At 72.4% G+C, this 25,486-nt stretch carries 27 protein-coding genes and 1 tRNA gene; 17 read left to right on the forward strand and 11 right to left on the reverse strand.

What is annotated here, in order from left to right; all coding sequences use genetic code 11:
- Positions 1 to 16: 16 nt before the first annotated feature.
- Both OHS17_RS18075 and phoU read right to left on the reverse strand, forming a co-directional pair.
- Entirely contained in the window at positions 17 to 166 is a 150-nt protein-coding gene (locus tag OHS17_RS18075; RefSeq protein WP_185992863.1) for a hypothetical protein, read from the reverse strand.
- A 228-nt stretch (positions 167 to 394) separates the two neighbouring features.
- Entirely contained in the window at positions 395 to 1,072 is a 678-nt protein-coding gene (gene phoU, locus OHS17_RS18080) for a phosphate signaling complex protein PhoU (protein ID WP_161207976.1), read from the reverse strand.
- Positions 1,073 to 1,280: 208 nt separating this feature from the next.
- On the opposite strand from phoU, the gene OHS17_RS18085 reads away from it, so the two are divergent.
- Together OHS17_RS18085 and OHS17_RS18090 are read left to right on the forward strand one after the other, a co-directional pair.
- Complete coding sequence (locus OHS17_RS18085; RefSeq protein ID WP_330312998.1) at positions 1,281 to 2,555, forward strand: sensor histidine kinase; 1,275 nt, start codon at positions 1,281 to 1,283, stop codon at positions 2,553 to 2,555.
- Positions 2,552 to 3,232, forward strand: coding sequence for a response regulator transcription factor (locus OHS17_RS18090; RefSeq protein WP_018519642.1), 681 nt, complete (start codon positions 2,552 to 2,554; stop codon positions 3,230 to 3,232). Before OHS17_RS18085 ends, OHS17_RS18090 begins: the two co-directional genes overlap by 4 nt.
- A gap of 80 nt (positions 3,233 to 3,312) precedes the next feature.
- Here OHS17_RS18090 and OHS17_RS18095 read toward each other — a convergent pair whose 3' ends face one another.
- Positions 3,313 to 3,951 (reverse strand): DUF461 domain-containing protein, encoded by a 639-nt coding sequence (locus tag OHS17_RS18095; protein ID WP_330312999.1) that lies wholly within the window; start codon positions 3,949 to 3,951, stop codon positions 3,313 to 3,315.
- Between the two features lie 610 nt (positions 3,952 to 4,561).
- Between OHS17_RS18095 and OHS17_RS18100 the strand changes: the two genes are divergently transcribed.
- From OHS17_RS18100 to OHS17_RS18125, 6 genes are all read left to right on the forward strand, one after another.
- Positions 4,562 to 5,044, forward strand: coding sequence for a CarD family transcriptional regulator (locus tag OHS17_RS18100; RefSeq protein WP_006380568.1), 483 nt, complete (start codon positions 4,562 to 4,564; stop codon positions 5,042 to 5,044).
- A 357-nt stretch (positions 5,045 to 5,401) separates the two neighbouring features.
- Positions 5,402 to 6,148 carry a 2-C-methyl-D-erythritol 4-phosphate cytidylyltransferase gene (ispD, locus tag OHS17_RS18105; protein WP_161207973.1) on the forward strand — a complete coding sequence of 249 codons (747 nt, stop codon included), beginning with the start codon at positions 5,402 to 5,404 and terminating at the stop codon, positions 6,146 to 6,148.
- The gene (gene ispF, locus OHS17_RS18110) at positions 6,138 to 6,656 is read left to right on the forward strand and encodes a 2-C-methyl-D-erythritol 2,4-cyclodiphosphate synthase (protein ID WP_330313000.1); all 519 of its coding nucleotides are present in this window, start codon (positions 6,138 to 6,140) and stop codon (positions 6,654 to 6,656) included. Before ispD ends, ispF begins: the two co-directional genes overlap by 11 nt.
- A 122-nt stretch (positions 6,657 to 6,778) precedes the next feature.
- The gene (gene cysS / locus OHS17_RS18115) at positions 6,779 to 8,182 is read left to right on the forward strand and encodes a cysteine--tRNA ligase (RefSeq protein WP_330313001.1); all 1,404 of its coding nucleotides are present in this window, start codon (positions 6,779 to 6,781) and stop codon (positions 8,180 to 8,182) included.
- 80 nt (positions 8,183 to 8,262) lie between these two features.
- The gene (gene rlmB, locus OHS17_RS18120) at positions 8,263 to 9,219 is read left to right on the forward strand and encodes a 23S rRNA (guanosine(2251)-2'-O)-methyltransferase RlmB (RefSeq protein ID WP_330313002.1); all 957 of its coding nucleotides are present in this window, start codon (positions 8,263 to 8,265) and stop codon (positions 9,217 to 9,219) included.
- A 191-nt stretch (positions 9,220 to 9,410) separates the two neighbouring features.
- Positions 9,411 to 11,021: a DoxX family membrane protein gene (locus OHS17_RS18125; RefSeq protein ID WP_330313003.1), complete on the forward strand. Its 1,611-nt coding sequence runs from the start codon at positions 9,411 to 9,413 to the stop codon at positions 11,019 to 11,021.
- Positions 11,022 to 11,093: 72 nt separating this feature from the next.
- Here the strand turns inward: OHS17_RS18125 and OHS17_RS18130 are convergent, their stop codons facing one another.
- The 3 genes from OHS17_RS18130 to OHS17_RS18140 form a co-directional block, all read right to left on the reverse strand.
- Positions 11,094 to 11,804, reverse strand: a complete 711-nt coding sequence (locus OHS17_RS18130; RefSeq protein ID WP_073964751.1) for a nucleotidyltransferase family protein — start codon at positions 11,802 to 11,804, stop codon at positions 11,094 to 11,096.
- Positions 11,805 to 11,850: 46 nt separating this feature from the next.
- Positions 11,851 to 12,282 (reverse strand): hypothetical protein, encoded by a 432-nt coding sequence (locus tag OHS17_RS18135; protein ID WP_330313004.1) that lies wholly within the window; start codon positions 12,280 to 12,282, stop codon positions 11,851 to 11,853.
- Positions 12,283 to 12,511: 229 nt separating this feature from the next.
- Positions 12,512 to 13,648, reverse strand: coding sequence for an ABC transporter ATP-binding protein (locus tag OHS17_RS18140; RefSeq protein WP_330313005.1), 1,137 nt, complete (start codon positions 13,646 to 13,648; stop codon positions 12,512 to 12,514).
- Positions 13,649 to 13,828: 180 nt separating this feature from the next.
- Here OHS17_RS18140 and OHS17_RS18145 point away from each other — a divergent pair.
- Positions 13,829 to 13,902, forward strand: a tRNA-Thr gene (locus OHS17_RS18145).
- Positions 13,903 to 14,051: 149 nt separating this feature from the next.
- Positions 14,052 to 14,885 carry an alpha/beta fold hydrolase gene (locus OHS17_RS18150; protein WP_330313006.1) on the forward strand — a complete coding sequence of 278 codons (834 nt, stop codon included), beginning with the start codon at positions 14,052 to 14,054 and terminating at the stop codon, positions 14,883 to 14,885.
- A 35-nt stretch (positions 14,886 to 14,920) separates the two neighbouring features.
- On the opposite strand, the gene OHS17_RS18155 is transcribed toward OHS17_RS18150, so the two are convergent.
- A complete protein-coding gene (locus tag OHS17_RS18155) occupies positions 14,921 to 15,628 on the reverse strand; it encodes a rhomboid-like protein (protein ID WP_330315287.1) in 708 nt (235 codons plus the stop codon).
- Positions 15,629 to 15,661: 33 nt separating this feature from the next.
- On the opposite strand from OHS17_RS18155, the gene OHS17_RS18160 reads away from it, so the two are divergent.
- Together OHS17_RS18160 and OHS17_RS18165 are read left to right on the forward strand one after the other, a co-directional pair.
- A complete protein-coding gene (locus OHS17_RS18160) occupies positions 15,662 to 16,606 on the forward strand; it encodes an aminoglycoside phosphotransferase family protein (RefSeq protein ID WP_330313007.1) in 945 nt (314 codons plus the stop codon).
- 31 nt (positions 16,607 to 16,637) lie between these two features.
- Positions 16,638 to 17,114 carry a GNAT family N-acetyltransferase gene (locus OHS17_RS18165; protein WP_073862380.1) on the forward strand — a complete coding sequence of 159 codons (477 nt, stop codon included), beginning with the start codon at positions 16,638 to 16,640 and terminating at the stop codon, positions 17,112 to 17,114.
- 30 nt (positions 17,115 to 17,144) lie between these two features.
- Here the strand turns inward: OHS17_RS18165 and OHS17_RS18170 are convergent, their stop codons facing one another.
- Positions 17,145 to 18,134 (reverse strand): zinc-binding dehydrogenase, encoded by a 990-nt coding sequence (locus OHS17_RS18170; protein WP_330313008.1) that lies wholly within the window; start codon positions 18,132 to 18,134, stop codon positions 17,145 to 17,147.
- A 113-nt stretch (positions 18,135 to 18,247) separates the two neighbouring features.
- Here OHS17_RS18170 and OHS17_RS18175 point away from each other — a divergent pair, with 113 nt between their 5' ends.
- Positions 18,248 to 18,928: a pentapeptide repeat-containing protein gene (locus OHS17_RS18175; RefSeq protein WP_330313009.1), complete on the forward strand. Its 681-nt coding sequence runs from the start codon at positions 18,248 to 18,250 to the stop codon at positions 18,926 to 18,928.
- Positions 18,929 to 18,988: 60 nt separating this feature from the next.
- Here OHS17_RS18175 and OHS17_RS18180 read toward each other — a convergent pair whose 3' ends face one another.
- The 3 genes from OHS17_RS18180 to OHS17_RS18190 are packed head-to-tail and all read right to left on the reverse strand — an operon-like array spanning position 18,989 to position 21,417.
- Positions 18,989 to 19,486, reverse strand: a complete 498-nt coding sequence (locus OHS17_RS18180; protein WP_330313010.1) for a hypothetical protein — start codon at positions 19,484 to 19,486, stop codon at positions 18,989 to 18,991.
- Positions 19,487 to 19,519: 33 nt separating this feature from the next.
- Entirely contained in the window at positions 19,520 to 20,185 is a 666-nt protein-coding gene (locus OHS17_RS18185) for a response regulator transcription factor (RefSeq protein ID WP_330313011.1), read from the reverse strand.
- Complete coding sequence (locus OHS17_RS18190) at positions 20,182 to 21,417, reverse strand: sensor histidine kinase (protein ID WP_330313012.1); 1,236 nt, start codon at positions 21,415 to 21,417, stop codon at positions 20,182 to 20,184. Before OHS17_RS18190 ends, OHS17_RS18185 begins: the two co-directional genes overlap by 4 nt.
- Positions 21,418 to 21,644: 227 nt before the next feature.
- On the opposite strand from OHS17_RS18190, the gene OHS17_RS18195 reads away from it, so the two are divergent.
- From OHS17_RS18195 to OHS17_RS18210, 4 genes are read left to right on the forward strand one after another with little or no spacing between them, the layout of a single operon-like run.
- On the forward strand, positions 21,645 to 22,202 hold the full coding sequence (locus OHS17_RS18195) for a GlcG/HbpS family heme-binding protein (protein WP_330313013.1): 558 nt from the start codon (positions 21,645 to 21,647) through the stop codon (positions 22,200 to 22,202).
- A gap of 31 nt (positions 22,203 to 22,233) precedes the next feature.
- Positions 22,234 to 22,848 carry an ankyrin repeat domain-containing protein gene (locus OHS17_RS18200; RefSeq protein WP_330313014.1) on the forward strand — a complete coding sequence of 205 codons (615 nt, stop codon included), beginning with the start codon at positions 22,234 to 22,236 and terminating at the stop codon, positions 22,846 to 22,848.
- Positions 22,845 to 23,999 (forward strand): hypothetical protein, encoded by a 1,155-nt coding sequence (locus OHS17_RS18205; protein WP_443066139.1) that lies wholly within the window; start codon positions 22,845 to 22,847, stop codon positions 23,997 to 23,999. Before OHS17_RS18200 ends, OHS17_RS18205 begins: the two co-directional genes overlap by 4 nt.
- Positions 24,000 to 24,050: 51 nt before the next feature.
- Positions 24,051 to 25,466: a M1 family metallopeptidase gene (locus tag OHS17_RS18210; RefSeq protein ID WP_330313015.1), complete on the forward strand. Its 1,416-nt coding sequence runs from the start codon at positions 24,051 to 24,053 to the stop codon at positions 25,464 to 25,466.
- Positions 25,467 to 25,486: the final 20 nt, after the last annotated feature.

Genomic DNA, 25,486 nt, shown 5'->3' on the forward strand with positions numbered 1-25,486 from the left:
CCAGCGGCCGGCGGCGTCAGCCGGAGCAGCCCCCGCACTGGCACGGCGCCCCGGACTGGCAGCCGCACCCGCAGCCCGATCCGCAGCCGCAGGCGCCGAGCACGGTCAGCGGCACCACCTCGGCGGGGGCCTCCCGCTCCGGTTCGGTCATGGGGGAGTCGGCCATGGTTCCTCCTCAAGGCGTACGACAGGGCCGCACGCCCATCGAGGGGCCCGCGACCCGGGGCGTACGGACACGTCGTGCCGCCCCGTCCTATTGCATGCCCACCCGGACGGGCGCATCAACGGCGCACGTGCGCAGGAACGTATGTACGAGCCGTGCGCGCGGGCGTGCGCCCGGCCACGAGCGCCCCGCCCTTCCCGCGCCGGAGCCTTCCTGAGCGCCCCGTCGCCCCTAAGCCCCGTCGACCGGCGTGGGCTGCTGGATCTCGTCCGCGTGCTCACCCGTCACCAGGTAGACGACGCGCTTCGCCACCGACACCGCGTGGTCCGCGAACCGCTCGTAGTAACGGCCGAGCAGCGTCACGTCGACGGCCGTCTCGATGCCGTGCTTCCAGCGGTCGTCCATCAGGTGCTGGAACAGCGCGCGGTGCAGCAGGTCCATCTCGTCGTCGTCCTGCTCCAGCTGGAGCGCGAGGTCGACGTCCTTGGTGACGATCACCTCGGCCGCCTTCGCCATCAGGCGCTGCGCGAGCTGGCCCATCTCCAGGATGGTGGCGTGCAGGTCGTGCGGGACCGCGGACTGCGGGAAGCGCAGCCGGGCCAGCTTGGCGACGTGCTGGGCGAGGTCGCCCGAGCGCTCCAGGTCCGCGCTCATCCGCAGCGACGTCACGACGATCCGCAGATCGGTCGCCACCGGCTGCTGGCGGGCCAGGAGCGCGATGGCCCGGGCCTCCAGCTCGTGCTGGAGGTCGTCCACCTTCTGGTCGGCGGCGATCACCGACTCCGCCAGCTTCAGATCGGCGTCGAGCATCGCCGTCGTCGCCCGGCCTATCGCCGAGCCGACGAGCCGTGCCATCTCGACCAGGCCCTCGCCGATCGAGTCGAGTTCCTCGTGGTACGCGTCACGCATGGGTGTCCCTCTCCAGTCCTTGACCGAGGCCGGGGCCCGCCGATGACCGGCTCCGAACCCCACGACACCACCGTGACGGGCGTACGCGTCGGATTCCGACCGGCCAAGTGAACCGGCCCTTGCCCCTCGGTGAACTCTGGGCGACGAGTGACCGAGGAGGCCCCCGGACGGCTGGGAGAGTGTCCGACGCGCCGCATAACCTGGACACATGGACGTGAACGCGGCGGTCGCCGCAGCTGCCGCGATCGCCGGTGTCGGTACCGGTGTGATCGCCATGCTGGCGTTCCGCTGGAGCGAGCGCGACCAGAAGAAGCCGACGCGCACCTCCCTGCGGTCCGACAGCGGCGCCCCGCTGCCCCCGGGCGTCGACACGGTGCTGTCCGTGCTCAGCTCCTCCGCGGTGGTGCTGGACGAGAGCGACAGCGTCGTCAAGGCCAGCTCCGCCGCGTACGCGCTGGGGCTCGTCCGGGGCGGCCGCCTCGCCGTCGAGCCGATGCTCAACATGGCGCGGGACACCCGCCGCGACGGTGAGATACGCCAGGTCGAACTGGACCTCCCGCGCCGCGGCACGGGCCGGGGCGAGGCCCTGGCGGTCTCCGCGCGGGTCGCCCCGCTCGGCTCCCGGCTGGTGCTGCTGCTGGTGGAGGACCTCACCGAGGCCCGTCGCATCGAGGCGGTCCGGCGCGACTTCGTCGCCAACGTCAGCCATGAGCTCAAGACCCCGACCGGCGCCCTGTCCCTGCTCTCGGAGGCCGTGCTCGACGCCTCCGACGACCAGGAGGCCGTCGAGCACTTCGCCCGCCGGATGCAGATCGAGGCGACCCGGCTCACCAACCTCGTCCAGGAGCTGATCGACCTCTCCCGGGTGCAGAACGACGACCCGCTGGAGGACGCCGAGCCGGTCCGCGTGGACGAGCTGGTCGCCGAGGCCATCGACCGCTGCCGCCAGCAGGCCGGTTCCAAGCAGATCACCATGGCCGCCGGCGGCACCGCCGACCTGCGGATATGGGGGAACCGGGGCCAGCTCGCCGCGGCCCTGGGCAACCTGGTCGAGAACGCCGTCAACTACAGCCCCGCCCGCACCCGCGTCGGCATCGCCGCCCGCCGCGTGGTCGTGCCCGGCGGGGAGGAGATCGAGATCGCCGTGACCGACCAGGGCATCGGCATCTCCGAGAAGGACCGGGAACGGGTCTTCGAACGCTTCTACCGCGTCGACCCGGCCCGCTCACGCGCCACCGGTGGTACGGGCCTCGGCCTGGCCATCGTCAAACACGTGGCCGCCTCGCACGGCGGGGAGGTCACCGTGTGGAGCTCGGAGGGACAGGGCTCCACCTTCACCCTGCGGCTGCCCGAAGCGGGCTCCGCACGCGGCCGGGACCGTGCGTCCGGCGGCCCGCTCATCGTCAACGGCGACGCGGCGTCCCACCCGGACGCCGCCCCCGACTCCTTCGATTCATTCCCTTCCCCGGAGGCCCTTCCGTGACCCGAGTGCTTGTCGTCGAGGATGAGGAATCCTTCAGCGACGTCCTGTCCTACATGCTCCGCAAGGAAGGCTTCGAGGTCGCCATCGCGGCCACCGGACCCGACGGCCTGGACGAGTTCGAGCGCAACGGCGCCGACCTCGTGCTGCTCGACCTGATGCTGCCCGGACTCCCCGGCACCGAGGTCTGCCGCCAGCTGCGCAGCCGCTCCAACGTGCCCGTGATCATGGTGACCGCCAAGGACAGCGAGATCGACAAGGTCGTCGGCCTGGAGATAGGGGCCGACGACTACGTCACCAAGCCCTTCTCCTCCCGTGAGCTCGTCGCCCGCATCCGGGCCGTGCTGCGCCGCCGCGGCGAGCCCGAGGAGGTCGCCCCCGCCGCCCTGGAGGCCGGACCGGTCCGCATGGACGTCGACCGGCACGTCGTCACGGTCTCCGGCGGCAAGGTCGACCTGCCGCTCAAGGAGTTCGACCTGCTGGAGATGCTGCTGCGCAACGCGGGCCGGGTGCTGACCCGGATGCAGCTCATCGACCGGGTCTGGGGCGCGGACTACGTGGGCGACACCAAGACCCTCGACGTCCACGTGAAGCGGCTGCGCGCCAAGATCGAGCCGGACCCGGGCGCGCCCCGGTTCCTGGTGACGGTCCGGGGCCTCGGGTACAAGTTCGAGCCGTAGGCCGGCCCGTACGCATGACATGGCCGAGGCGCCTCCCCCGGCGGGAAGGCGCCTCGGCCATGTGCGGTGCGGGGTGCGGCTCAGCCGGGCTGACCGGACTCGGAGGCCGAGGACGAGGCCGACGCCTCGCCGGACGGGCTCCCGGACGCGTCCGGCGACGCGGAGCCGGACGGCGAGGCGTCCGGCGTTTTCGACGGCTCGGGCAGCGCGCTGGGGCCGAAGCCCTTGAAGTAGTGCTTGGCCGGGACGACCGAGGCGGCCAGCGAGATGTCGCCGGAGCGGCTGAGCTTGAAGACCAGCGGCTGCACGTTGCCGTTCTCCGTGGCCTCGTCGCCGTTCTCGATGACGGCGGAGGCGTTGCCCTGGCCGCCCAGGATCACCCGGCCGCCGGCCGGGACGACGACCGGACCCGAGCCCTCGGCGGGGTGCAGCTGCACGGTGCCGCTGCCGCCCTTGAGGGTGATGGACTCCAGGGTCTCCGCCCGGGAGCCGTTGTTGAACAGCGTGGCGGTGACGACCGCCGGGCCCTTGGCCTCGCGCTCGGGCTGGGTGATGACGTTGGCGTTCTGGATCTTGATGTCGCCGGACCGGGTGGAGGCGTTGTCCGGGCGGACTTCGAGCGTCTGCGCGTTGTTGCCCGCACCGCATGCGGTGAGCGCGGTGATCGAGAACGCGATGGCAGTGGCGGCGAGGGCGCCGTGTCGAAGGCTGCGGCTCACGGCGGCGGCAACTCCTTGAACGTGCGGACGGTTCGGACGGGTCGGGCGCCTGGGGTAAAGCCGCCCTAAGGGTCTGTCAGCCGTCAGGTTACCGAGCCCTCCTCACCGCCCCGCACCCGACCCGCCCCTGACGGGCCCGTGATCGTGGGGGCCGGACACGTACGGACATTCGCAGTCCCTCCACATAACGCGCTTGATCAAATTCCGGCCACGCGTTCGCCCCGGGCTTCCTGCGCTGTTCACGGACGGTGGCGCATTCATTGCGCATAATCCCCGCCGGGGTCGTACGTTGATCAATTTCATTGGCCATCGGCACTTACGTCCGAACGAGTGATCCATCATCGAACGGACTACGGAATGTTCAGCAAGCGGAACCCGACAAAACGGGACGTTCGGCCCCTTCGAAGCGGGCCGGAGTGTGTGTAACGTCCGCGTTTCTCCGTCGCCGGACAGCCGCTCCGACCTGCGAATACCCTCTTCCGGGGGCCCTCCGCAGCACGTCCGTGTCTCTCTTGTCAAGCCCCGAGATATGCCCTGACCTGCGAAAACGCCATTCAGGAGTGGCGATTCTCGTGTTACGCTTGATAGCCACGGAAGGGGTACCTGTCACATGACGTTCAAGGTTGGCGACACCGTGGTCTATCCCCATCACGGGGCCGCGCTGATCGAGGCTATCGAAACTCGCCAGATCAAAGGCGTGGACAAGACCTACTTGGTGCTCAAGGTCGCTCAGGGCGACTTGACGGTGCGTGTGCCGGCGGACAATGCGGAGTTCGTGGGTGTGCGCGACGTAGTCGGGCAGGAAGGGCTGGACCGCGTCTTCGAGGTGCTGCGCGCACCGTATGCCGAGGAGCCGACGAACTGGTCCCGGCGCTACAAGGCAAATCTCGAGAAGCTCGCATCCGGCGATGTCATCAAGGTCGCCGAAGTCGTTCGCGACCTGTGGCGTCGCGAGCGTGAGCGCGGACTCTCCGCAGGTGAGAAGCGCATGCTCGCCAAGGCGCGCCAGATCCTGGTGAGTGAGCTCGCTCTCGCGGAGAACACCAACGAGGACAAGGCCGAGGCTCTCCTCGACGAGGTCCTCGCATCCTGAACCGGATGGCACCGGTCATGACGACCGGATCGCACCGGCCGTAGATAATGTGCCGCGGTGCCCGCTGACCAGCTGTATTCACGCTGTGTCGTCGGGCGCTGCGGCATGTCCGGACCGCAATCCAACGGCGAATTCCGGCCACTTGCCGATGATCCCCCGGTACACGTCCTTGGTACGTTGCTCGCGATCTTGCTGAACCGGCGTGCGAGACCGACCCCGAACGGCCGCGGCGTGTCCCGGCTCGCCCGGGGTCACGGAAAGGGTCCCGGTCGAGTCATGGCGCAGCGCCCGGCTCGCTTGTGGCCATACCCACGTCGGCCGTGGACACAAACATGCCGAAGCCTCGGAGTGCAACCGATGTCTGAAGAACCGCGTCCTTACCGCACGGCCGCCGTGATCCCCGCGGCCGGCCGCGGCGTTCGGCTCGGCCCGGGCGCCCCCAAGGCGCTCCGCGCGCTCGGCGGGACGCCCATGCTCGTGCACGCCGTCCGTGCCATGGCGGCCTCCCGGCACGTGTCCCTGGTCGTCGTCGTCGCACCGCCCGAGGGCGTCGCCGAGGTCCGCGCCCTCCTGGACGAGTACGCCCTGCCGGAGCGCACCGACTTCCTCGTCGTGCCCGGAGCCGAGACCCGCCAGGAATCCGTGAAGCGCGGCTTGGACGCGCTCCCCGGCACCATCTCCGCCGTCCTGGTGCACGACGCGGCCCGGCCCCTCGTCCCCGTGGACACCGTCGACGCGGTGGTCGAGGCCGTACGCGACGGCGCCCCCGCCGTCGTTCCCGCCCTGCCGCTCGCCGACACCGTCAAGGAGGTCGAGCCCGGGGCCCCCGGCGCGCCCGAGCCGGTGCTCTCCACCCCGGCCCGCGCCCGGCTCAGGGCCGTACAGACCCCGCAGGGCTTCGACCGCGCCACCCTGCTCCGCGCCCACGAGCAGGTCGCTGTCAGCGGCGAGGGCGCGACCGACGACGCGGGCATGGTCGAACAGCTCGGCGCGCCCGTCGTCGTCGTCCCCGGACACGAAGAGGCGTTCAAGGTCACCCGCCCCCTGGACCTGGTCCTGGCCGAGGCGGTTCTCGCACGCAGGAGGGCCAACGATGGCTTCTGACACCCCCGGGCCCGCCCAGGGCCCCGCCCCCGTCATCCCGCTCGTCGGCATCGGCACCGACATCCACGCCTTCGAAGAGGGCCGCGAGCTGTGGTGCGCCGGTCTGCGCTGGGACGGCGAGGGCCCCGGCCTGGCCGGCCACTCCGACGCGGACGTCGTCGCCCACGCCGCGTGCAACGCGCTCTTCTCCGCCGCCGGCCTCGGCGACCTGGGGCAGCACTTCGGCACGGGGCGGCCCGAGTGGTCCGGCGCCGCCGGGGTCACCCTGCTCACCGAGGCCGCCCGCATCGTCCGCGCGGCGGGGTTCGAGATCGGCAACGTGGCCGTGCAGGTCGTCGGCGTACGCCCGAAGATCGGCAAGCGGCGCGAGGAGGCGCAGCAGGTGCTGTCCGACGCCGTCGGCGCCCCCGTCTCGCTGTCCGCCGCGACCTCCGACGGGCTGGGTTTCACCGGCCGCGGCGAGGGCATCGCCGGCCTCGCGACCGCCCTCGTCTACCGCACCGGCTGACCCCGCGCGCGGGCGCCCGCCCCCGCCCTGTAGTAACGCGCCCGCGCCCGCCCCCGTAACAACTGCGCCCGCAATATCCACAGGGGCGCGGGGCACTGGTGCGGGCCCACTACCCTTGAGGGGTGACTATTCGCCTGTACGACACCAGCGCCCGGCAGATCCGTGACTTCGTCCCGCTCACAGCGGGCTGTGTCTCGATCTACCTCTGTGGCGCTACCGTCCAGGCCGCCCCGCACATCGGGCACATCAGGTCCGGACTGAACTTCGACATCATGCGCCGCTGGTTCGCCTACCGCGGCTACGACGTGACGTTCGTCCGGAACGTCACGGACATCGACGACAAGATCATCACCAAGTCCGCCGAGCAGGGCCGCCCCTGGTGGTCCATCGGTTACGAGAACGAGCGGGCGTTCAACGCGGGCTACGACGCGCTCGGCTGCCTGCCGCCCACCTACGAACCGCGCGCGACCGGGCACGTCCCGGAGATGATCGAGATGATGCGGGGCCTCATCGAGCGCGGCCACGCGTACGCCGCCGAGGGCAACGTCTACTTCGACGTGCGCTCGTTCCCCGGCTATCTGGAGCTGTCCAACCAGGATCTGGACGACCTGCGCCAGCCCTCCGGGGAGGGCGAGACCGGCAAGCGGGACCAGCGCGACTTCGCCATGTGGAAGGCGTCCAAGCCCGGCGAGCCCAGCTGGGAGACGCCCTGGGGCCGCGGCCGCCCCGGCTGGCACCTGGAGTGCTCCGCCATGGCGCACAAGTACCTCGGCACCGCCTTCGACATCCACGGCGGCGGCATCGACCTGATCTTCCCGCACCACGAGAACGAGATCGCCCAGGCCAAGGCGTTCGGCGACGACTTCGCGGGCTACTGGGTGCACAACGGCTGGGTCACCATGTCCGGCGAGAAGATGTCGAAGTCGCTGGGCAACTCCGTGCTCGTCAGCGAGATGGTCAAGACCTGGCGCCCCATCGTCCTGCGCTACTACCTGGGCACCCCGCACTACCGGTCCATGATCGAGTACAGCGAGGAGGCCCTGCGCGAGGCCGAGTCCGCGTTCGCCCGCATCGAGGGCTTCGTCCAGCGGGTCACCGAGAAGGCCGGCGAGACCGTCGCCCCGGCCGCCGAGGTGCCGCCCGCCTTCGCCGAGGCCATGGACGACGACCTCGGCGTCCCGCAGGCCCTCGCGATCGTCCACACCACGGTCCGCCAGGGCAACTCCGCCCTCGCCGCCGACGACAAGGAAGCCGCCGTCGCGCGCCTCGCGGAGGTCCGCGCCATGCTCGGCGTCCTCGGCCTCGACCCGCTGGACGACCACTGGGCCGGCGAGGGCGACCGCGGCGACGACCTCCACGGCGTGGTGGACACCCTGGTCCGCCTCGTCCTCGACCAGCGGCAGTCCGCGCGCGCCCGCAAGGACTGGGCCGCCGCCGACGCCATCCGCGACCAGCTCAACCAGTCCGGACTCGTCATCGAGGACAGCCCGTCCGGCCCCCGGTGGACACTCGGCCCGCGCCAGTAGCCCACCACATGCCGCCCGGTCCGCCGGGCGGCACACTGCACTTATACGTACGCACGACGAAGCAACGAAACAGGTAGGTCATGGCCGGGAACAGCCAGCGCAGGAACCGCCGCACGTCCAACAAGAAGGGCGCCACGGTCGGCAGCGGTGGCCAGCGACGCCGTGGCCTCGAGGGCAAGGGCCCCACCCCGCCCGCCGAGGAGCGCAAGAAGCACAAGAAGAACCGCATCGCGACCGCCAAGGCCAAGCAGGCCGCCAACCGCCGTCCCGCCCCCCGGCGCGGCGGCGTCAAGGGCACCTCGGAGATGGTCGTCGGCCGCAACCCGGTCTTCGAGGCCCTGCGCGACGGCGTGCCCGCCACCACGCTCTACGTCCAGCAGTACATCGACAACGACGAGCGCGTCCGTGAGGCCCTCCAGCTCGCCGGTGAGCGCGGCAACATCAACCTCATGGAGGCGCCGCGCCCCGAGCTCGACCGCATGACGGGCGGGCTCAACCACCAGGGTCTCGTCCTCCAGGTCCCGCCGTACGAGTACGCCGACCCGCAGGACCTCCTCGAAGCCGCGTACGACAACGGCGAGGACCCGCTCATCGTCGCCCTGGACGGCGTCACCGACCCGCGCAACCTCGGCGCGATCGTCCGCTCCGTCTCCGCCTTCGGCGGCCACGGCGTCGTCGTCCCCGAGCGCCGCGCGGCCGGCATGACCGCGGGTGCCTGGAAGTCCTCGGCCGGTACCGCCGCCCGGACCCCCGTCTCCAAGGTCACCAACCTGACCCGCGCCCTCGAAGCCTTCAAGAAGGAGGGCATCGCGGTTGTCGGCCTCGCCGCCGACGGCGAGCACACCGTCGAGGACCTCGAAGCGCTCGCCGGGCCCGTCGTCATCGTCATCGGCAGCGAGGGCAAGGGCCTCGGCCGCCTCGTCGGCGAGACCTGCGACTACCGCGTCCGCATCAACATGCCGGGCGGTGCCGAATCGCTCAACGCCGGTGTCGCCGCCGGCATCGTGATGTACGAGGTCGCGCGCCGCCGCGCCTGATCCACCGGCCCGGAACGGGCCACCCGGGGGCGCGCGCGCACGTGCACGCGCCCCCGCGCAACCCCCCACCACCTGTTGACGGGTCTCGGACACCTTCGACACGGTGGAGGCAGTGTCCTAATCACACATCACTCGGTTAGATGAGTGTGGACACCAGAACGCCTCGGTTCGACGAACTACCCGCCCTGAGCATGACCAAGGTGGACTGCGACCCTGCGCAGGTCATCGTCAACCACGCCAGCTTCCGGGTGCAGCTCGCGCCCGGCCAGCGCGCTCGGCTGCGCGGTGTGACCTCCGCCGGCGCGCCCAGGATCCCCGCCATGAGCGCCCCCGGAGCGGGACGCGGCCGGCGCGCCCCCGTCGTCTGGAGCGGCAAGTCCGCCCCCGGCGACCCCGGCGCCACCGGACTCCTCCAGGCCGTACGCAACTCCACCGCCGGCCGCCCCGACACCGCGTACGACCCCTACGACCCGTACGCCTCCTACGAGTTCGACCAAGGGCGCGGCGGCGGCACCCAGGTCATCCCGCGCCTCGACGAGTCCTCGCTCGAGGAGACCCAGCCCACCCCGGTCATCGGCGCACCCCGCTCCGGCGGCCCGCTGCTGCCCCCGATGCGCCGGGCGGTCGGTGCCTACGACCCCGTCGACCCCGGCCCGTACGACCCGGACCGCTACGACGCGCGGGGCCCGTACGACGACGAGCCCGCCGTCGACCTCACCGACGAGGAGGACCGCGGCCGGCGTCAGGGCGGCACCGACGACGTGCGCCACGCGTACTACCCGGGCCGCCGCATGAACCTCGGCGTCGTCCTGCTGCCGATGCGGGTGTTCCTCGGCTTCATCTCCATCTACGCGGGCATGGGCAAGCTCTGCGACCCCGTCTACTTCGACGGCGGCGAGCGCGGCTCGATGGTCAAGTGGCTCAACTCGCTCCATCCGTGGGCGCTGGCCGAGCCGCTGCGCGAGTTCGCCCTGTCGCACCCGGTCGGTGCCGGGCTCTCGATCGCCTTCCTCCAGGTCGTCGTCGGCGTCCTCACCGTCCTCGGGCTCTGGCAGCGGGTCGCCGCCACCGTCGGCGCGTTGCTGTCCGCGGCCCTCCTGGTCACCGTCAGCTGGCGCACCGTCGCCGCCTACGACGCGCCGGACATCATCTACCTCGCCGCCTGGAGCCCGCTGATCATCGCGGGCGCCCCCGTCTACTCCATCGACGGACGGCTCGCCGGGGAAGCCTGGCGCAAGCTCGGCCCCCGCTCCGAGATCTGGGACCTGCGCCGCCGCGTGCTGCGCCGGGGCGCCGTCGTCGCCAGCATCGTCGTCGGCCTCACCCTGCTCATCGGCTCCGTCCTCGGCGGTGCCGTCCGCTCCACGGAGGTCGTCACGGTCCCCGGCCCCCACGGCGTCCCCACGAACCAGCTGCCCGGCTCGCCCCTCCCCGACAAGTCCCGCAAGGGCAAGGCGTCGAAGAGCCCGACCGGCCGGCAGCCCACGCCCTCGCACAGCACCGCACCGCACACCCCGTCCGCCGACGCCTCGACCCCGTCCTCGGAGAGCGTCCGGGAGACGGGCCAGGCGGCGGGCGCGAGCACCGGACAGCCCAGCCAGACCCAGGGCACCGGCCAGCAGCCCCCGCAGCAGACCACCCCCCAGCAGCCGCCCGCCACCAGCTCCGGCCCCAGCTCCTCCGGGACCACCGGCACCGGCGGCGGCTCCACCACCGGCGGCTCCGAGCCCGACCCCGGGTCCAGCTCGGGCGGCGACGGCGGCAGCGGGGGCCGCAACCCGATCGGCGGCCTCCTCGGCTGACGGCGGGCGCCCCACGGGAGACGGGGCGGGCCCGGAGGGAAATCCTCCGGGCCCGCCCCGTCGTCGTACGTCCTACCGCCCGTCCAGCTCCTTGGCGGCCTCCGTCAGGTCCTTCGCGGTGTCGATCGCCCGCCAGTACGCCCCGTGCGGCAAGGGATACCCGGCCAGCCGGCGTTCGCGGGCCAGCCGGGGGAACGTGGTCCGCTCGTGGTCGCCCCGGTCCGGCAGCAGTCCCGTGAAGGCGGGGGAGAACACGTACACCCCGGCATTGATCAGATACGGCGACGGCGGCGCCTCGATGAAGTCCGTGATGTGCCCGAACGCGTCCGTCTCGACCGCGCCCCACGGAATGCGGGGCCGGGCCAGCGCCAGGGTCGCGGTCGCGTCGCGCTCCGCGTGGAAGGCCGCCATCTCGCGCAGCGAGAACCGCGTCCAGATGTCCCCGTTGGTCGCGTACCAGGGCTCGTCCGGCTCGGGCAGCCGCGCCGCCGCGTACTTCAGGCCGCCGCCGCGTCCCAGCGGCTCGGACTCCACCACCGTCGTGACGCGCAGCGGCAGCACCGCGTCGGCCAGCCACTCCTGGAGCACCTCGGCCAGATGCCCGCACGACACCACGGCGTCGGTCACGCCCTCGGCGGCCAGCCAGGAAAGCTGATGGCCGATGATCGGCGTCCCGGTACCCGGGATCTCGACCATCGGCTTGGGGCGGTCATCGGTATACGGGCGCAGCCGTGACCCCTGGCCACCCGCCAGGATCACGGCCTGCGTCGGAAACGTATGCATGCCAGGCACGATAAGCCGTGCCCGGCAGCGGGGAGTGTCGCGTCGGTCAGCTGAACTGGGCGACGCCCGAGGCGAACGAGGTGTCGCAGACGGGGCGCGAGAAGCGGTGCGCGCGCGTCGGGCCGTACTTGTCGACGGCGGCCTTGCCCAGGGTCTTCGCGATGGACATGCAGTGCTTGGCGAGCGACGGGCGTCCCTCGACGGCGCGCTGGAGGTCCGTCAGCGCGACACCCGGGTCCTTGGCGCGGAGCTCCTGGAGGAGCCGGTCGCGCAGGACGTCCTGCGGGGCGCGCTGCTTGACGGCGGCCTCGGCGCCCTTGGCGTCGGGGACGGTACGTGCCGACGCGGCGAGGAGCTGCGAGTCGGAGTTGCTGGCTGCCCACGGCACGGCGGTGACCGCGAGGGTCCCGGACAGGACCATGACGACGGGCAGTACGAAAGCGAGAGTTCGGCCGATACGGCGCACGGTGTGGGTCACGCAGCGAGCGTAGCGGCCGGTGATGGCGTGGCGACATTACGTCACCCTCGCGGGGGATGGTTCGAGTGTGCTTTTCGAATCGCGTGTTGACGAACGGAAGCGAAATGACCGTTCTGGCGGGGAATTCGCCTCCGCCGCTTCAAACGCGTCCGGGGCTGCGGACGGTGCCCGGGACGCGCGGTGGCCCCGCACGGAGATCGTGCGGGGCCACCGTACAGCGTGTGCGACGTCAGTCGGTGAGGCGCTCACCGGTCGACGTGGCGAAGACGTGCAGCTCGTCCGGGCGGGGCACGACGTGCAGCTTGGTGCCCTTCTCCGGGACGGCGCGGCCGCCGACGCGGACGACCAGGTCCTTGTGCTCGCCACCGACCTCGGCGGCACCGTAGACGAAGCCGTCGGCGCCGAGCTCCTCGACCACGTTGACCGAGACGGCCAGGCCGGCCGGGGCGTCCGAGGAGTCCTTGGTGAGGGTCTTCGCGGCGGCGCCGCCGTGCTCCACGATGTCGAAGTGCTCGGGGCGGATGCCGACCGTGACGGTGGTGTCGCCGCGGTTCGCGGCGGCGGTCAGCGCCTCGCGGGAGACCGGGACGACGCTGTTGCCGAACTTCACGCCGCCGTCGGTGATCGGGACCTCGACCAGGTTCATCGCGGGGGAGCCGATGAAGCCGGCGACGAAGAGGTTGGCCGGGCGGTCGTACATGTTGCGCGGCGAGTCGACCTGCTGGAGGAGGCCGTCCTTGAGGACCGCGACGCGGTCGCCCATGGTGAGGGCCTCGACCTGGTCGTGCGTGACGTACACGGTGGTGATGCCCAGGCGGCGCTGGAGCGAGGCGATCTGCGTACGGGTGGAGACACGGAGCTTGGCGTCGAGGTTCGACAGCGGCTCGTCCATGAGGAAGACCTGGGGCTCACGCACGATCGCGCGGCCCATCGCCACACGCTGGCGCTGACCACCGGAGAGCGCCTTCGGCTTGCGGTCCAGGTAGTCGGTGAGGTCCAGCATCTTGGCGGCCTCTTCGACCTTCGCCCGGATGTCGGTCTTGTTCACACCGGCGATCTTGAGCGCGAAGCCCATGTTGTCCGCGACGGTCATGTGCGGGTACAGCGCGTAGTTCTGGAACACCATGGCGATGTCCCGGTCCTTCGGCGGCAGGTGCGTGACGTCGCGGTCACCGATGCGGATGGAACCGCCGTTGACGTCCTCGAGACCCGCGAGCATGCGGAGCGAGGTGGACTTGCCACAACCGGAGGGACCGACGAGGACGAGGAACTCGCCGTCCGCGATGTCGATCTCGAGCTGGTCGACCGCGGGCTTCGTGGAGCCGGGGTAGACGCGGGACGCCTTGTCGAACGTGACACTGGCCATGCTGATTCTTCTCCTCCACCGGCAGGAACGTGCCGGACGATCCGTTGTAAGGGAGTGGTCTGGTCCATCTGAGTGAACCTGCATGGACGCTACCTGGAGGTTTCGAATCTGTCAGTAGTTCACTGGCTGTGAAATTTCTGCACGGGGCCGGGGGCCGGGTTGGTTAGACTGCTCCGGCACGCCTCCTTAGCTCAGCTGGCCAGAGCAACGCACTTGTAATGCGTAGGTCGTCGGTTCGAATCCGACAGGGGGCTCAGATGAGAAACCGCAGGTCACAGGCGGTACGCGACCGACCCCCGGGCACGATACCCGCCGGGGGTCGGTGCGCACTCCGACGCTCGTCGCCCGGCTGCCGGAATGGCCGTTCTGCACGCTTACGGGGGCGAGCGGAGGACAGGGAGCCTTGACCGACTGGAAGTTGACCAAGACCTACCGGAGCCGCGTCGGAGAAGTGCGCTGGGACCGGCTGGGGCCGGAGCACGGGGATCCGGTGGTGCTGCTGCACGGGACCCCGTTCTCGTCCTTCGTCTGGCGCGGGATCGCGCGGGCCCTCTCCCACCGGCACCCGGTGTACGTCTGGGACATGCCCGGCTACGGGGCATCGGAGCAGCACGAGGGTCAGGACGTCTCGCTGGGCGCGCAGGGCCAGGTGTTCGCCGAGCTGATGGGGCACTGGGGGCTCGACGCGCCCGCGGTGGTCGCCCATGACTTCGGCGGGGCCGTCGCCCTCCGCGCCCATCTGCTGCACGGCGTCCGCTACGGGCGACTGGCGCTCGTCGATCCGGTGGCGCTCGCACCCTGGGGGTCGCCGTTCTTCCGGCTGGTCGGCCGGCACACCGACGTTTTCGAGCAGCTTCCGCCGGCCCTGCACGCCGCTCTGCTGCGGGAGTATCTGAGTTCGGCCAGCAGCCCCGGGCTGCACCCCGCCACGGCAAGCGCGCTGGCGTCCCCGTGGCTGACCGAGGTCGGCCAGGCCGCCTTCTACCGGCAGATCGCCCAGGCCGACCAGCGGTTCACGGACGAGATCCAGCCGCTGTATCCGAAGGTCGCGGTTCCGGTGATGGTCTGCTGGGGGGAGGACGACACCTGGATTCCGGTGGCCAAGGCGCATGAGCTGGCCGACGCGCTGCCGGGCTCTCGGCTGAGGATCATCCCCGGCTCCGGGCATCTCGTCCAGGAGGACGCACCGGCCGAACTGCTGGCCGCCCTGGGGGAATTCCTGCACGACATGAACTGAGACGGGCGCCGCCTGGGGGGCCTCGACCCGGTTTCTCACGCCTTCGTTCCGCGCCGTGTCAGCGGGTAGCAGCCCAGGCCGATCAGGGCCGCCGTCAGGTGGCCGATGTCCGTGAACGTCGGGTTGGTGATCAGGGGGACCGTGTAGATCACCAGGACCGCGAAGAGGTATGCCGGGCGCCAGGGGCGGGGGACGTCATAGGTGAGGACCGCGACCACGCCGGCCAGGGCGTAGCTCACGCCCACGTCGAGGGTGTTGGCGGCGGAGGCCGGGGCGTGGCCGTGGCGGATGGCCCAGGCGAGGATGCCCTCGCTGACGAGGGTGGCGAGGACGTGCGCGGTCGCGGCGACGGCGAGCCAGCGCGGGGTGCCGAGGCGGCGTTCGGCGGGGGCGTGGAAGACCGTGTAGAGGACGGCGTAGGGGAGCCACTGTCCGCTGTCGATCCAGAAGGCGCTGGTGATGAGGACGCGGACGGGGTTACGGGAGAGCTCGTGGATGTTGGTGGAGCGCTGGCGGAGGAACTCCTCCTCGAAGGCCGGTGACATCTGGTGGACGATCACCGTGGTGACGAAGAGGGCGGTCAGCCAGAGGTACGTGCCGGGGGCGCTGCGGATCCAGGAGCCGAGGGCGCGGAGCAGCCGCCCGGCGGGGGCGCTGCGGATCCAGGAGCCGAGGGCGCGGAGCAGCCGCCCGGCGGGGGTGGTGCGGGGCCGGGCGGGCGGGGCTGGGTGGCCGGAGGGCATGCCCGATTGACGCACGCTCCTACGATCGGGGGCGTGATCGACATTCCGGATGCCCTCATCGCTACTCAGTCCGCATACAACGGGGAGGCGGGCCGGGCGTTCGTGGCCGCGCTGCCGGGGCGGGCGGCGGAGTTCCTGGAGCGGTGGGGGCTGCGCCGGGACGGTGCGGCGATGTACGGGGTGTGCGCGCTGGTCCTGCCGGTGGTCCGGGAGGGGGACGGGCGGCGGGCGGTGCTGAAGTTGCAGCCGGTGGACGCGGAGACGGCGGGGGAGCCGGTCGCGCTGCGGCTGTGGGGTGCGGCGGGGGCCGGGGCGGTGCGCCTGCTGGAGCACGATCCGGAGACCGGGTCGATGCTCCTGGAGCGGCTGGACGGACACCGCGCGCTGGCGGGCGAGCCGGACGCGGACCGGGCGGTCCGGGTGATCGCGGGGCTGCTGGCGGAGCTGACGGCGGTGCGGCCGGGGGCGGTGGCGGGCGCGACGGGCTCCGGGGCCGGGCTGCGGGGGCTCGGGGAGGCCGCCGCGCGGATGCTGGCCGCCGCACCGGATGTCGTGGCGGGTCTGGTGGACGAGGAGGAGCGGGCGCTCGTACGGGACTGTGCGGCGGCGGTGCGTGAGGTGGCGGGGGAGCCGGGGGACCGGCTGCTCCACTGGGACCTGCACTTCGGGAACGTGCTGGCGCGGGAGGACGGCGGCGGGTGGGTGGCCATCGATCCGAAGCCCTTGGTGGGGGACCCGGGGTTCGAACTGCTGCCCGCGCTGGTGGACCGGTTCGACGCGGGCGCGGTGGGGAAGCGGTTCGACGCGATGACCGGGGTGCTGGGGCTCGACCGGGGGCGGGCGGCGGCGTGGACGCTGGGGCGGGTGCTCCAGAACGCGTGCTGGTCGGCGGAGGGCGGGGCGCGGCGGCTGGCTCCGGAGCAGGCGGAGATCGCTCGGGTGGTGCGGAGGTCCGTCTCACCGATGGGCCGGGGGTAAGCGTCGGCGGGGCGATGTCTACCCTGCACGCATGATTCGTACCGCTACCCCCGCCGATGTCCCCGTCCTCCACGCCATGGTGTGTGAGCTGGCCGATTACGAGAAGGCGTTGCACGAGGTGCGTGCGACGGAGGAGCAGTTGCGGGAGGCGCTGTTCGGCGAGCGGCCGGCGGCGTACGCACACATCGCGGAGTCGGACGAGAACGGCGAGGTCGTCGGCTTCGCGCTCTGGTTCCTGAACTTCTCGACCTGGCGCGGGGTGCACGGCATCTACCTGGAGGACCTGTACGTACGCCCGCAGCGGCGCGGCGGCGGGCACGGGAAGGCGCTGCTGACGGAGCTGGCGCGGATCTGTGTGGAGCGGGGTTACGAGCGCCTGGAGTGGTCGGTGCTGAACTGGAACGCCCCGTCGATCGCGTTCTACGAGTCGCTGGGCGCGCGTCCGCAGGACGAGTGGACGGTGTACCGGCTGACCGACGGGGCGCTGGCGGAGCTGGGCGGGGCGTGAGCCGGGCGGGGTCCGTGACCGGGGCCGCCGTCAGGGGATGAGGACCACCTTGCCGATGGTGCCCCGGGTCTCCAGGTCGCGGTGGGCGTCGGCGGCGCGGGCGAGCGGGTAGCTCTGGACCGCGGGGCGCAGGCGGCCCGCGGCGGCTTCGGCGAGGGCGCGGGTCTCCAGGGCGCGCAGTCCGCCGCCCCTGCGGAGCAGGCCGGGTCCGAGGACGTTCTCGGAGGTGAGGGAGCGGGCGGCGAGTTCACCGGGGGACGGGGTGAACGGGCCGTCGTTGCCGGACCAGCCGTAGACGACGTGCTGCCCGCCCTCGCCGAGGAGGCCGAAGGCGGCGCGGGCGGTGGTGGAGCCGACGGAGTCGTAGAGGACGGTGGCGCGCAGGCCGAGGGCGTCCAGGTGGGTGCGGACGCGGCGCGGCCAGTCGGGGCGGGTGTAGTCCACGGCGAGGTCGGCGCCGTTCTCCTGGACGCGGGCGGTCTTGGCGGGTCCGCCCGCGAGGCCGATGACGGTGGCCCCGGCGTTCTTGGCGTACTGGACGATCAGCGTGCCGATGCCTCCGGCGGCCGCGGTGACGAGGACGACGGAGTCCGGGCCGAGCGGGGTGGCGGCGAGGATGCCGAGGGTGGTGCGGCCGGTGCCGATCATGGCGACGGCCTCGGCGTGCCCGAGCCCTTCGGGCACGGGGTGGAGCCGGTCGGCGTCGGTGACGGCGAGTTCGGCGTAGCCGCCGGGGACGTTGCCGAGGTGGGTGACGACGTCGCGGCCGAGCCAGGCGGTGTCGGTGCCCTCGCCGACGGCGTCGACGGTGCCGGCGACCTCGCGCCCGGGGATGGTGGGCAGCGGGGTGGGGACCGGGTTGGGGCCGGGGAGTCCTTGGCGCAGCGCGGTGTCGAGGAGGTGGACTCCTGCGGCGCGGACGGCGATGCGGACCTGGCCGGGTGCGGGGACGGGGTCCTCGGTCCGCTCGTGGCGGAGGTTCTCGGCGGGGCCGAAGGTGTGGAGGCGTACGGCGTGCATGGCGGGATCCCCCGGACTGGTGTGGGTGCTGGTGGCCCCAGCCTCTGACCTCAAGCGCGGTCGAGGTCAAGTGCGGGCGGGGCGTTGTCAGTGGCGTGCGTCACGATGGGGGCATGGTGCGCAGTGGTGGTCGGAGCGGTGGTGTGAAGGCGGCGCGGCGCCCGGAGGTGCGGTTGCCGCCGCTGGTGGATTTCGGGGAGGGCGGCCTCGAACCGGACGGGGATTACGACGGGCTGCGGTTCGGCGCGTCGGTGGACCTGGCGGACGCGTCGGGGCGGGGCGCGCGGTTCATGGACTGCGCGCTGGAGGGCTGCGCCCTGGACCGGGCGGAGCTGGTGCGGGCCCGGTTCATCGATTCGGTGCTGACGGGCGTACGGGGGGTGGGCACCGAGCTCGCGGAGGCGTCGCTGCGGGACGTCGAGGTGGTGGACGCGCGGCTGGGCGGGGTGCAGTTGCACGGTGCCGTGCTGGAGCGGGTGGTGGTGCGGGGCGGGAAGATCGACTACCTGAATCTGCGGGAGGCCCGGCTGACGGACGTCGTCTTCGAAGGCTGTGTGCTGGCGGAGCCGGACTTCGGGGGCGCGCGGCTGAAGCGGGTCGAGTTCCGGGACTGCGTGCTGAAGCGGGCGGACTTCAGTGCGGTGCGGATGGAGGACGTGGATCTGCGGGGGACCGCGGAGCTGGACATCGCGCGGGGCGTGGAGCGGCTGGCGGGCGCGGTGATCAGTCCGGTGCAGTTGATGGAGCTGGCACCGGCGTTCGCGGCGCAGATCGGGGTGCGGGTGGAGGCGTGAGGCCCCCGCGGCCCCCCGTCGCCCCGGTCGGAGGCGTGAGGCGCGGGGCGGGGCGCCCGGTCAGAGGCGGGGGAAGCGGGCCTGGAGGTCCCAGACGGCCGGGTTGTCCGCCAGGCCCTCGTGCATGTCGGCCAGGTCGGCGATCAGGTCGTGCAGGAAGTCGCGGGCCTCGCGGCGCAGCAGGGAGTGGCTGAAGGTCAGCGGAGGTTCCTCGGGGTCCATCCAGTCGGCCTCGATGTCGACCCAGCCGAAGCGGCGCTCGAAGAGCATGCGGTCGGTGGACTCGGTGAAGTCCAGTTCGGCCTGCTGGCGGCGGTGCGAACGGCTGCCGCGCGGGTCCTGGTCGAGCTGCTCGACGATGTCGCACAGCGCCCAGGCGAAGTCGAGCACCGGCACCCATCCCCAGGCTGTGGACACTTCGCGGTCCGCCTTGGTGTCCGCGAGGTAGACGTCCCCGGAGAACAGGTCGTGCCGCAGCGCGCGGACGTCCGCGCGGCGGTAGTCGGTCTGCGGGGGGTCCGGGAAGCGGCGGGAGAGGGAGTAGCCGATGTCGAGCACGGTTCGATGGTGTCATGCCCGGCGTGTCGCCCGTTACGGCAGCAGCCGCTGCTCCTTGGCGACGGCGACGGCGCCCGCGCGGGTGTCGACGCCGAGCTTGTCGTAGATGCGCCCCAGGTGCGTCTTGACCGTGGCCTCGCTGATGAACAGGGCGCGGGCGATCTCGCGGTTGCCGAGGCCCCGGGAGAGCTGGCCGAGGATGTCGCGTTCGCGGTCGGTGAGGGTGTGGCGGGGTGCGCGCATGCGGGCCATCACGCGGCTGGCGACGGGCGGGGAGAGCGTGGTGCGGCCCTGGGCGGCGGAGCGGATCGCGGCGAACAGCTCCTCGGGGCGTTCGGCCTTGAGCAGGTAGCCGGTGGCGCCCGCCTCGATGGCGCGCGTGATGTCGGCGTCGGTGTCGTACGTGGTGAGGACGAGGACGTGGGTGCCGGGCCCGGCCGCGATGCGACGGGTAGCTTCGACGCCGTCGATGCCGCTGCCCAGCTGGAGGTCCATCAGGACGACGTCCGGGGTGAGCCGGGTGGCGAGCGCGACGGCCTCCTCGCCGCTGCCCGCCTCGCCGATGACCTCGATGTCGGGCTCGCTGCCGAGGAGGGCGAGGAGCCCGGCGCGTACGACGGCGTGGTCGTCGCAGAGCAGGATGCGGATGCGGTCCGCGGTCGGGCCCGCGGTGACGTCGGCGGTCGGGTCGGCGCTCATGCGGGGTCCTGGGGTGTGGGGGCGACGGGAACGGTGGCGGTGACGACGGTGCCCTCGCCGGGGGCCGATTCGATGGTGAGGGTGCCGCCGAGCTGGTGGAGGCGGGCGCGCATGGCGGGCAGCCCGTGGCCGCGCACCCCGCCGGGGGCGGTGGCGGTGGGGGTGAAGCCGTGGCCGTTGTCGGCGATGTCGAGGACGGTGCGGTCGTCCAGGTGCGTGAGCGTGAGGGCGGCCTCGGTGGCGCCCGCGTGTTCGGTGACGTTGGCCAGGGCGCCCTGGGCGATCCGCAGCAGCGCGGACTGGGTGCGGTCGGGCAGGACGGTGTGCGGGGCGCCCTCGATGTGGCAGCGGACGGTGAACCTGCCCTGCGCCTGGGCGGTTTCGCGGGCGGCGAGTGCGTGCAGGGCGGCGTCGAGGCCGCCGCCCTCGGCCAGGTCGGCGGGGGCCAGGTCGTGGACGAAGCGGCGGGCCTCGGCGAGGTTGCGTTCGGCGATGCCTCCGGCGGTACGGATGTGGCGTCGGGCGGCGGCCGGGTCGGTGTCCCAGGTGCGGTCGGCGGCCTGGAGGAGCATCTGCTGGCTGGACAGGCCCTGGGCGAGGGTGTCGTGGATCTCCATGGACAGCCGCTGGCGTTCGGCGAGGGTGCCTTCGCGGCGCTCGGTGGCGGCGAGTTCGCGGCGGGTGCGGAGCAGGTCGTCGATGAGCCTGCTCTGCCGTACCGCCTGGCGCTGCATGTGGACGAACACGGCGGTGGCGACGGCGGCCACGGCGGGCGGGGCGAGCACGAGGTTGGGGTCGAAGCCGTGCGCGAGGCGGAGCTGCGCGGCGACGACGAACAGCGTGAGCAGGGCGACGAGCGCGTACGCGGCACGGGGCGGCAGGATGCGCAGCCCGGTGTAGAAGAGCGGCACCGCGCACCAGGCGAAGCTGGGCGCGAGGACGACGACGGTCATCCACACGGCGACGAGCACACCGAGCCAGACCAGGCTGCGGGCGGTGGGTCGCGAGCCGAGCACGGGCCCGACGACGTACAGCACGGCCAGGGCGATCGAGAGACCGATGATCCAGGGCGTGCGGGCCTCACCGGGGTGCCGGAGCAGGAACCGGGTGAGCGAGGCGCCGAGGAGCAGGAAGAACGCGGCGTGCATGAGGAGGGCGAGGGAGCGGGTGTCCCCGTCGTCGGTGCCCTCCTCCGGCGCGGGCCGGAGCCCGTCCTCGTACCGCTGCTCCACCTCGTACCCCTGCTCTCCGGTCCCGGAGGAACCCCGCTGACCTGCGTGGACATTCCATCGTCCCCCCGGACGGGCGTCCGCGCATCAACCGATCGGCCGATGGGGACGTCAGCCGTCCCGGGCGCCGGGTCGAGCCGGTACGACGACCGTCCGGGGGCGGTTGTGGGCCAACGATGGATGCAGGACGCGGGAACCACCCGCTTCCGCCCCCCGCTGAGGAGCCCCTGATGAAGAAGATGTCGCTGCGCACCCGTGTCCTGACCGGTACCGTCGTCGCCGCCGCCCTCGGGGCCGGCACCTTCGGCGCGATGTCCGCGAACGCGTCCACCCCGGCCGCCGCGCCCGCCACCACCGTCAAGGCCGACACGGCGAACCGCAACCTCCAGCAGACCACGCACCTGACCCTCGACGCCGCGACGAAGGCCGCGAAGGCCGCCCTGGACGCGGCGAAGAAGGAGAACCAGCGCGTCGCCGTCTCGGTGGTCGACCGCAACGGCAACACGATCCTGACCCTGCGCGGCGACGGCTCGGGCCCGCAGGCCTACGAGTCGGCCGAGAAGAAGGCGTACACCGCCGTGTCGTGGAACGCCCCGACCTCCGAGCTGGCCAAGCGGCTCGCCCAGGCCCCGAACCTGAAGGACATCCCTGGCACGCTGTTCCTCGCGGGCGGCGCCCCCGTGCAGGTCAAGGGTGCCCCGGTGGCGGGCATCGGCGTCGCGGGCGCCCCGAGCGGCGACCTGGACGAGAAGTTCGCGCAGGCCGGCGTCGCCGCCCTCGCCAAGTAGTACCTACGCGCACACCTCCCGGGAGACGGACATGAACGCCCTCGATCACCAGCTGCTCGACGCCGCCCGCACCGGCGACACCGACGGAGTGCGCACCGCGATCGAGGGCGGCGCCCGGGTCGACGTCCGCGACGTGGAGCTGCGCACCCCGTTGCTCCTGGCCGTCCACGGCAACCACCTCGGGGCCGCCCGGGTGCTCGTCGCGGCGGGCGCCGACCCGGACGCGCAGGACCGGCGCGAGGAGAGCCCCTGGCTGGCCACCGGCGTCACGGGCAGCGTGGAGATGCTGCGCGTCCTGCTGCCCGCCGGTCCCGACCTGAAGCTGCGGAACCGGTTCGGCGGGATCGCGCTGATCCCGGCGAGCGAGCGCGGTCATGTCGCGTACGTACGGGAGCTGCTGAAGGTCACCGACATCGACGTCGACCACGTCAACCGGCTGGGCTGGACCGCCCTGCTGGAGGCCGTGATCCTCGGCGACGGCGGCCGGGCGCACCAGGAGATCGTGGAGCTGCTGCTCGCGGCGGGCGCGACGCCGGGGCTGCCGGACGGCGACGGGGTGACCGCCCTGGAGCACGCGGAGCGGCGCGGTTTCGCGGGGATCGCGGCGCTGCTGCGTGCCGCGTCGGACACGGGAGGCACGCGGTGAGCGCCTGCCGAGCCGGGGCCCCGGACCGCCCCCGGCGCCCCCTCCCCGTCCTCCTGGCCGCCGTCGCCGCCGCGGCCGTGCTCGCCGGGTGCGCCGCCACCGACGCGCCCGCGTCCCCTGCCACCCCGCCCGCCGCGCAGGCCCCCGCGCCCACCGCCACGCCCGAGCCCGGCACCACCCCGCACGGCACCCTGCTCGTCGCCGACTTCGGGGCCGACACCGTGTCCTTCGTGGACCCGGTACGGGGTGCCTTCGACCGGGTGAAGGTCGGCACCGCCCCCTATGGCGTCGTCGTCGGCGCGGACGGGCGGGCGTGGGTCACCACCGCCGAGGGCGTCGCGGTCGTGGACACCGGGAAGCGGACGCGGCTGGACCTGATCCCGTACAAGACGCGGACCGGCCCCGCGACGACCGGCGAATACCGGGGCGGCGGGATGGGTATCGCGCTGGCCCTCGACGGCCGGCACGCGTACGTCGGCGTCAACGTGCCTGATGGCAACGGGGTCCTGGAGGTCATCGACACCGCGACCCGGAAGGTGACCGGCACGGTCCCCGTGGGGCGGCGGCCCTTCGACGTGGACGTGTCGCGCGACGGCTCGGAGGCGTACGCCACCGGGCACGACTCGTTCGACGTGACGTCCGTCCGTACGGACACGCTCCGCGCGCGCCGCATGGAGGTCGCCCCGTACGGCACCGAGGGCGGTCTCGGGTCCTGGCTGAAGCCGCACTACGCGGTGGTGCGGCCGTCCGACGGGAAGCTGCTGCTGCCGTTCGAGGGCGAGCGGCTCGCGGTCCTCGACCCGCGCACCGGGAAGGTCGCCGTCGAGCGGATGACGGCCAACACCCACCAGCACGGCGCGGCCCTCGCCCCCGACGGCACGCTGCTCGTCGTCGGCACCGGACCGATCGCCTCCGACGACGAAGGGGCGTCGCTGACGATCCGTGAACCGGACGGCTCCGAGCGCGTCGTGAAGCTGGACGGCCCGCACGAGGACGTCGCCGTGTCGCGGGACGGCCGTACGGCGTACGTCACAGGAGGCTTCACCCGTGACGGCTACTGGAACGGCATTACGGTCGTCGCCCTTGACGGGAAGACGCCCCCGGTCCGTCTGGCGGCCGGTGAACGGCCGCTGGGGATCGCGGTGCTGTGATCCCGGCCCACCACCCCCGGATTACGACATTCCGCACATAGGATCATCGGTGTGGATCATCGAACCCCGGCACGCCGCAGGGCGGCCCGCGCCGCCCTCCCCCTGCTCGCCCTCGCCCTCCTCGCGCCCGCCTGCACGGGCGGGGTGGAGGGCAGGCCGGGGGCGTCCGGGGTGCGCGATCCGTACTTCCCGAAGCTGGGCAACGGGGGCTACGACGTCACGCACTACGCCCTCACGCTCGACGTGGACCCGGACGAGCAGACCCTGCGCGGGACGGCCGAGATCACCGCGCGAGCCACGCAGGATCTCAGCTCGTTCAATCTGGACCTGGCCGGGCTGACCGTGAAGTCGGCGACCGTGGAAGGGCGTCCGGCCGCCGTGAACCGGGCGGGCAACGAGCTGACGCTCCGTACGGACGCGAAGGTCGAGGACCGGCTGCGCAAGGGTGAGACGTTCCGCGTCGTCGTGCGCTACTCGGGCTCCCCGAAGACGATCACCGACCCGGACGACTCCGAGGAGGGCTGGCTGCCGACCGACGACGGGGCGCTGGCCCTCGGTGAGCCGACCGGTTCGATGGCCTGGTTCCCGGGCAACCATCACCCGAGCGACAAGGCCGCGTACGACCTGACGGTCACCGTCCCGAAGGGGCTCACGGCGGTCTCCAACGGCGTGATGGCGGGTCCGCCGGTCACGGAGAAGGGCCGCACCACCTTCCGCTGGCACACCGCCGAGCCGATGGCGAGCTATCTCGCGACCCTGGCCATCGGGAAGTTCGAGACGAAGACGTCCACGATGGCGGGTGGCATCACGGTGTTCACGGCCGTGGACCCGGAGGTGGCGAAGGAGAGCGCGCGGACGGTCAGCCGGGTGCCGGAGGTCGTGGAGTGGGAGGCGGAGCACTTCGGTCCGTATCCGTTCTCCGCGACGGGCGCGATCGTGGACCGCGAGGACGACGCCGGGTACGCGCTGGAGACGCAGAACCGGCCGTTCTTCCCCGGCCCGCCGAGCGTGGGGCTGCTCGTCCACGAGATGGCGCACCAGTGGTTCGGCGACTCGGTCACGCCGGAGAGCTGGCGCGACATGTGGCTGAACGAGGGGCTGGCGACGTACGCGGAGTGGCTGTGGGAGGAGGAGAAGAACGACACCCCGGCCGAGGAGTCGTTCGAGGACGCCTACGAGGACAAGGCCAACTGGTCCTTCCCGCCCGCCGATCCGCCGTCCGCCGCCCGGATCTCGGACGATCCGGTGTACGGGCGCGGGGCGATGGTCATCCACAAGATCCGCGAGGCCGTGGACGACGACGAGGAGTTCTTCGCGCTGCTGAAGGGCTGGACGAAGAAGTACCGGCACCGCAACGCGTCGACGGCCGACTTCACGGCGTACGTGGAGGAGGAGACCGGCCAGGACCTGTCGGACCTGTGGAAGGCGTGGCTGTACGGCAGGAGCCGGCCCGCCGCGGACGGCTGACCGGCTCCCGCTCCCCGCGT

This window comes from Streptomyces sp. NBC_00523 (assembly GCF_036346615.1).
GTDB lineage: Bacteria > Actinomycetota > Actinomycetes > Streptomycetales > Streptomycetaceae > Streptomyces.

Excerpts from the sequence above, each read along its gene's own strand:
- OHS17_RS18075 (WP_185992863.1), bottom strand. The coding sequence starts at position 166 with ATGGCCGACTCCCCCATGACCGAACCGGAGCGGGAGGCCCCCGCCGAG.
- phoU (WP_161207976.1), bottom strand. The coding sequence starts at position 1,072 with ATGCGTGACGCGTACCACGAGGAACTCGACTCGATCGGCGAGGGCCTG.
- OHS17_RS18085 (WP_330312998.1), top strand. The coding sequence starts at position 1,281 with ATGGACGTGAACGCGGCGGTCGCCGCAGCTGCCGCGATCGCCGGTGTC.
- OHS17_RS18100 (WP_006380568.1), top strand. The coding sequence starts at position 4,562 with ATGACGTTCAAGGTTGGCGACACCGTGGTCTATCCCCATCACGGGGCC.
- ispD (WP_161207973.1), top strand. The coding sequence starts at position 5,402 with ATGTCTGAAGAACCGCGTCCTTACCGCACGGCCGCCGTGATCCCCGCG.
- ispF (WP_330313000.1), top strand. The coding sequence starts at position 6,138 with ATGGCTTCTGACACCCCCGGGCCCGCCCAGGGCCCCGCCCCCGTCATC.
- rlmB (WP_330313002.1), top strand. The coding sequence starts at position 8,263 with ATGGCCGGGAACAGCCAGCGCAGGAACCGCCGCACGTCCAACAAGAAG.
- OHS17_RS18125 (WP_330313003.1), top strand. The coding sequence starts at position 9,411 with ATGACCAAGGTGGACTGCGACCCTGCGCAGGTCATCGTCAACCACGCC.
- OHS17_RS18130 (WP_073964751.1), bottom strand. The coding sequence starts at position 11,804 with ATGCATACGTTTCCGACGCAGGCCGTGATCCTGGCGGGTGGCCAGGGG.
- OHS17_RS18140 (WP_330313005.1), bottom strand. The coding sequence starts at position 13,648 with ATGGCCAGTGTCACGTTCGACAAGGCGTCCCGCGTCTACCCCGGCTCC.
- OHS17_RS18155 (WP_330315287.1), bottom strand. The coding sequence starts at position 15,628 with ATGCCCTCCGGCCACCCAGCCCCGCCCGCCCGGCCCCGCACCACCCCC.
- OHS17_RS18165 (WP_073862380.1), top strand. The coding sequence starts at position 16,638 with ATGATTCGTACCGCTACCCCCGCCGATGTCCCCGTCCTCCACGCCATG.
- OHS17_RS18170 (WP_330313008.1), bottom strand. The coding sequence starts at position 18,134 with ATGCACGCCGTACGCCTCCACACCTTCGGCCCCGCCGAGAACCTCCGC.
- OHS17_RS18175 (WP_330313009.1), top strand. The coding sequence starts at position 18,248 with ATGGTGCGCAGTGGTGGTCGGAGCGGTGGTGTGAAGGCGGCGCGGCGC.
- OHS17_RS18185 (WP_330313011.1), bottom strand. The coding sequence starts at position 20,185 with ATGAGCGCCGACCCGACCGCCGACGTCACCGCGGGCCCGACCGCGGAC.
- OHS17_RS18195 (WP_330313013.1), top strand. The coding sequence starts at position 21,645 with ATGAAGAAGATGTCGCTGCGCACCCGTGTCCTGACCGGTACCGTCGTC.
- OHS17_RS18200 (WP_330313014.1), top strand. The coding sequence starts at position 22,234 with ATGAACGCCCTCGATCACCAGCTGCTCGACGCCGCCCGCACCGGCGAC.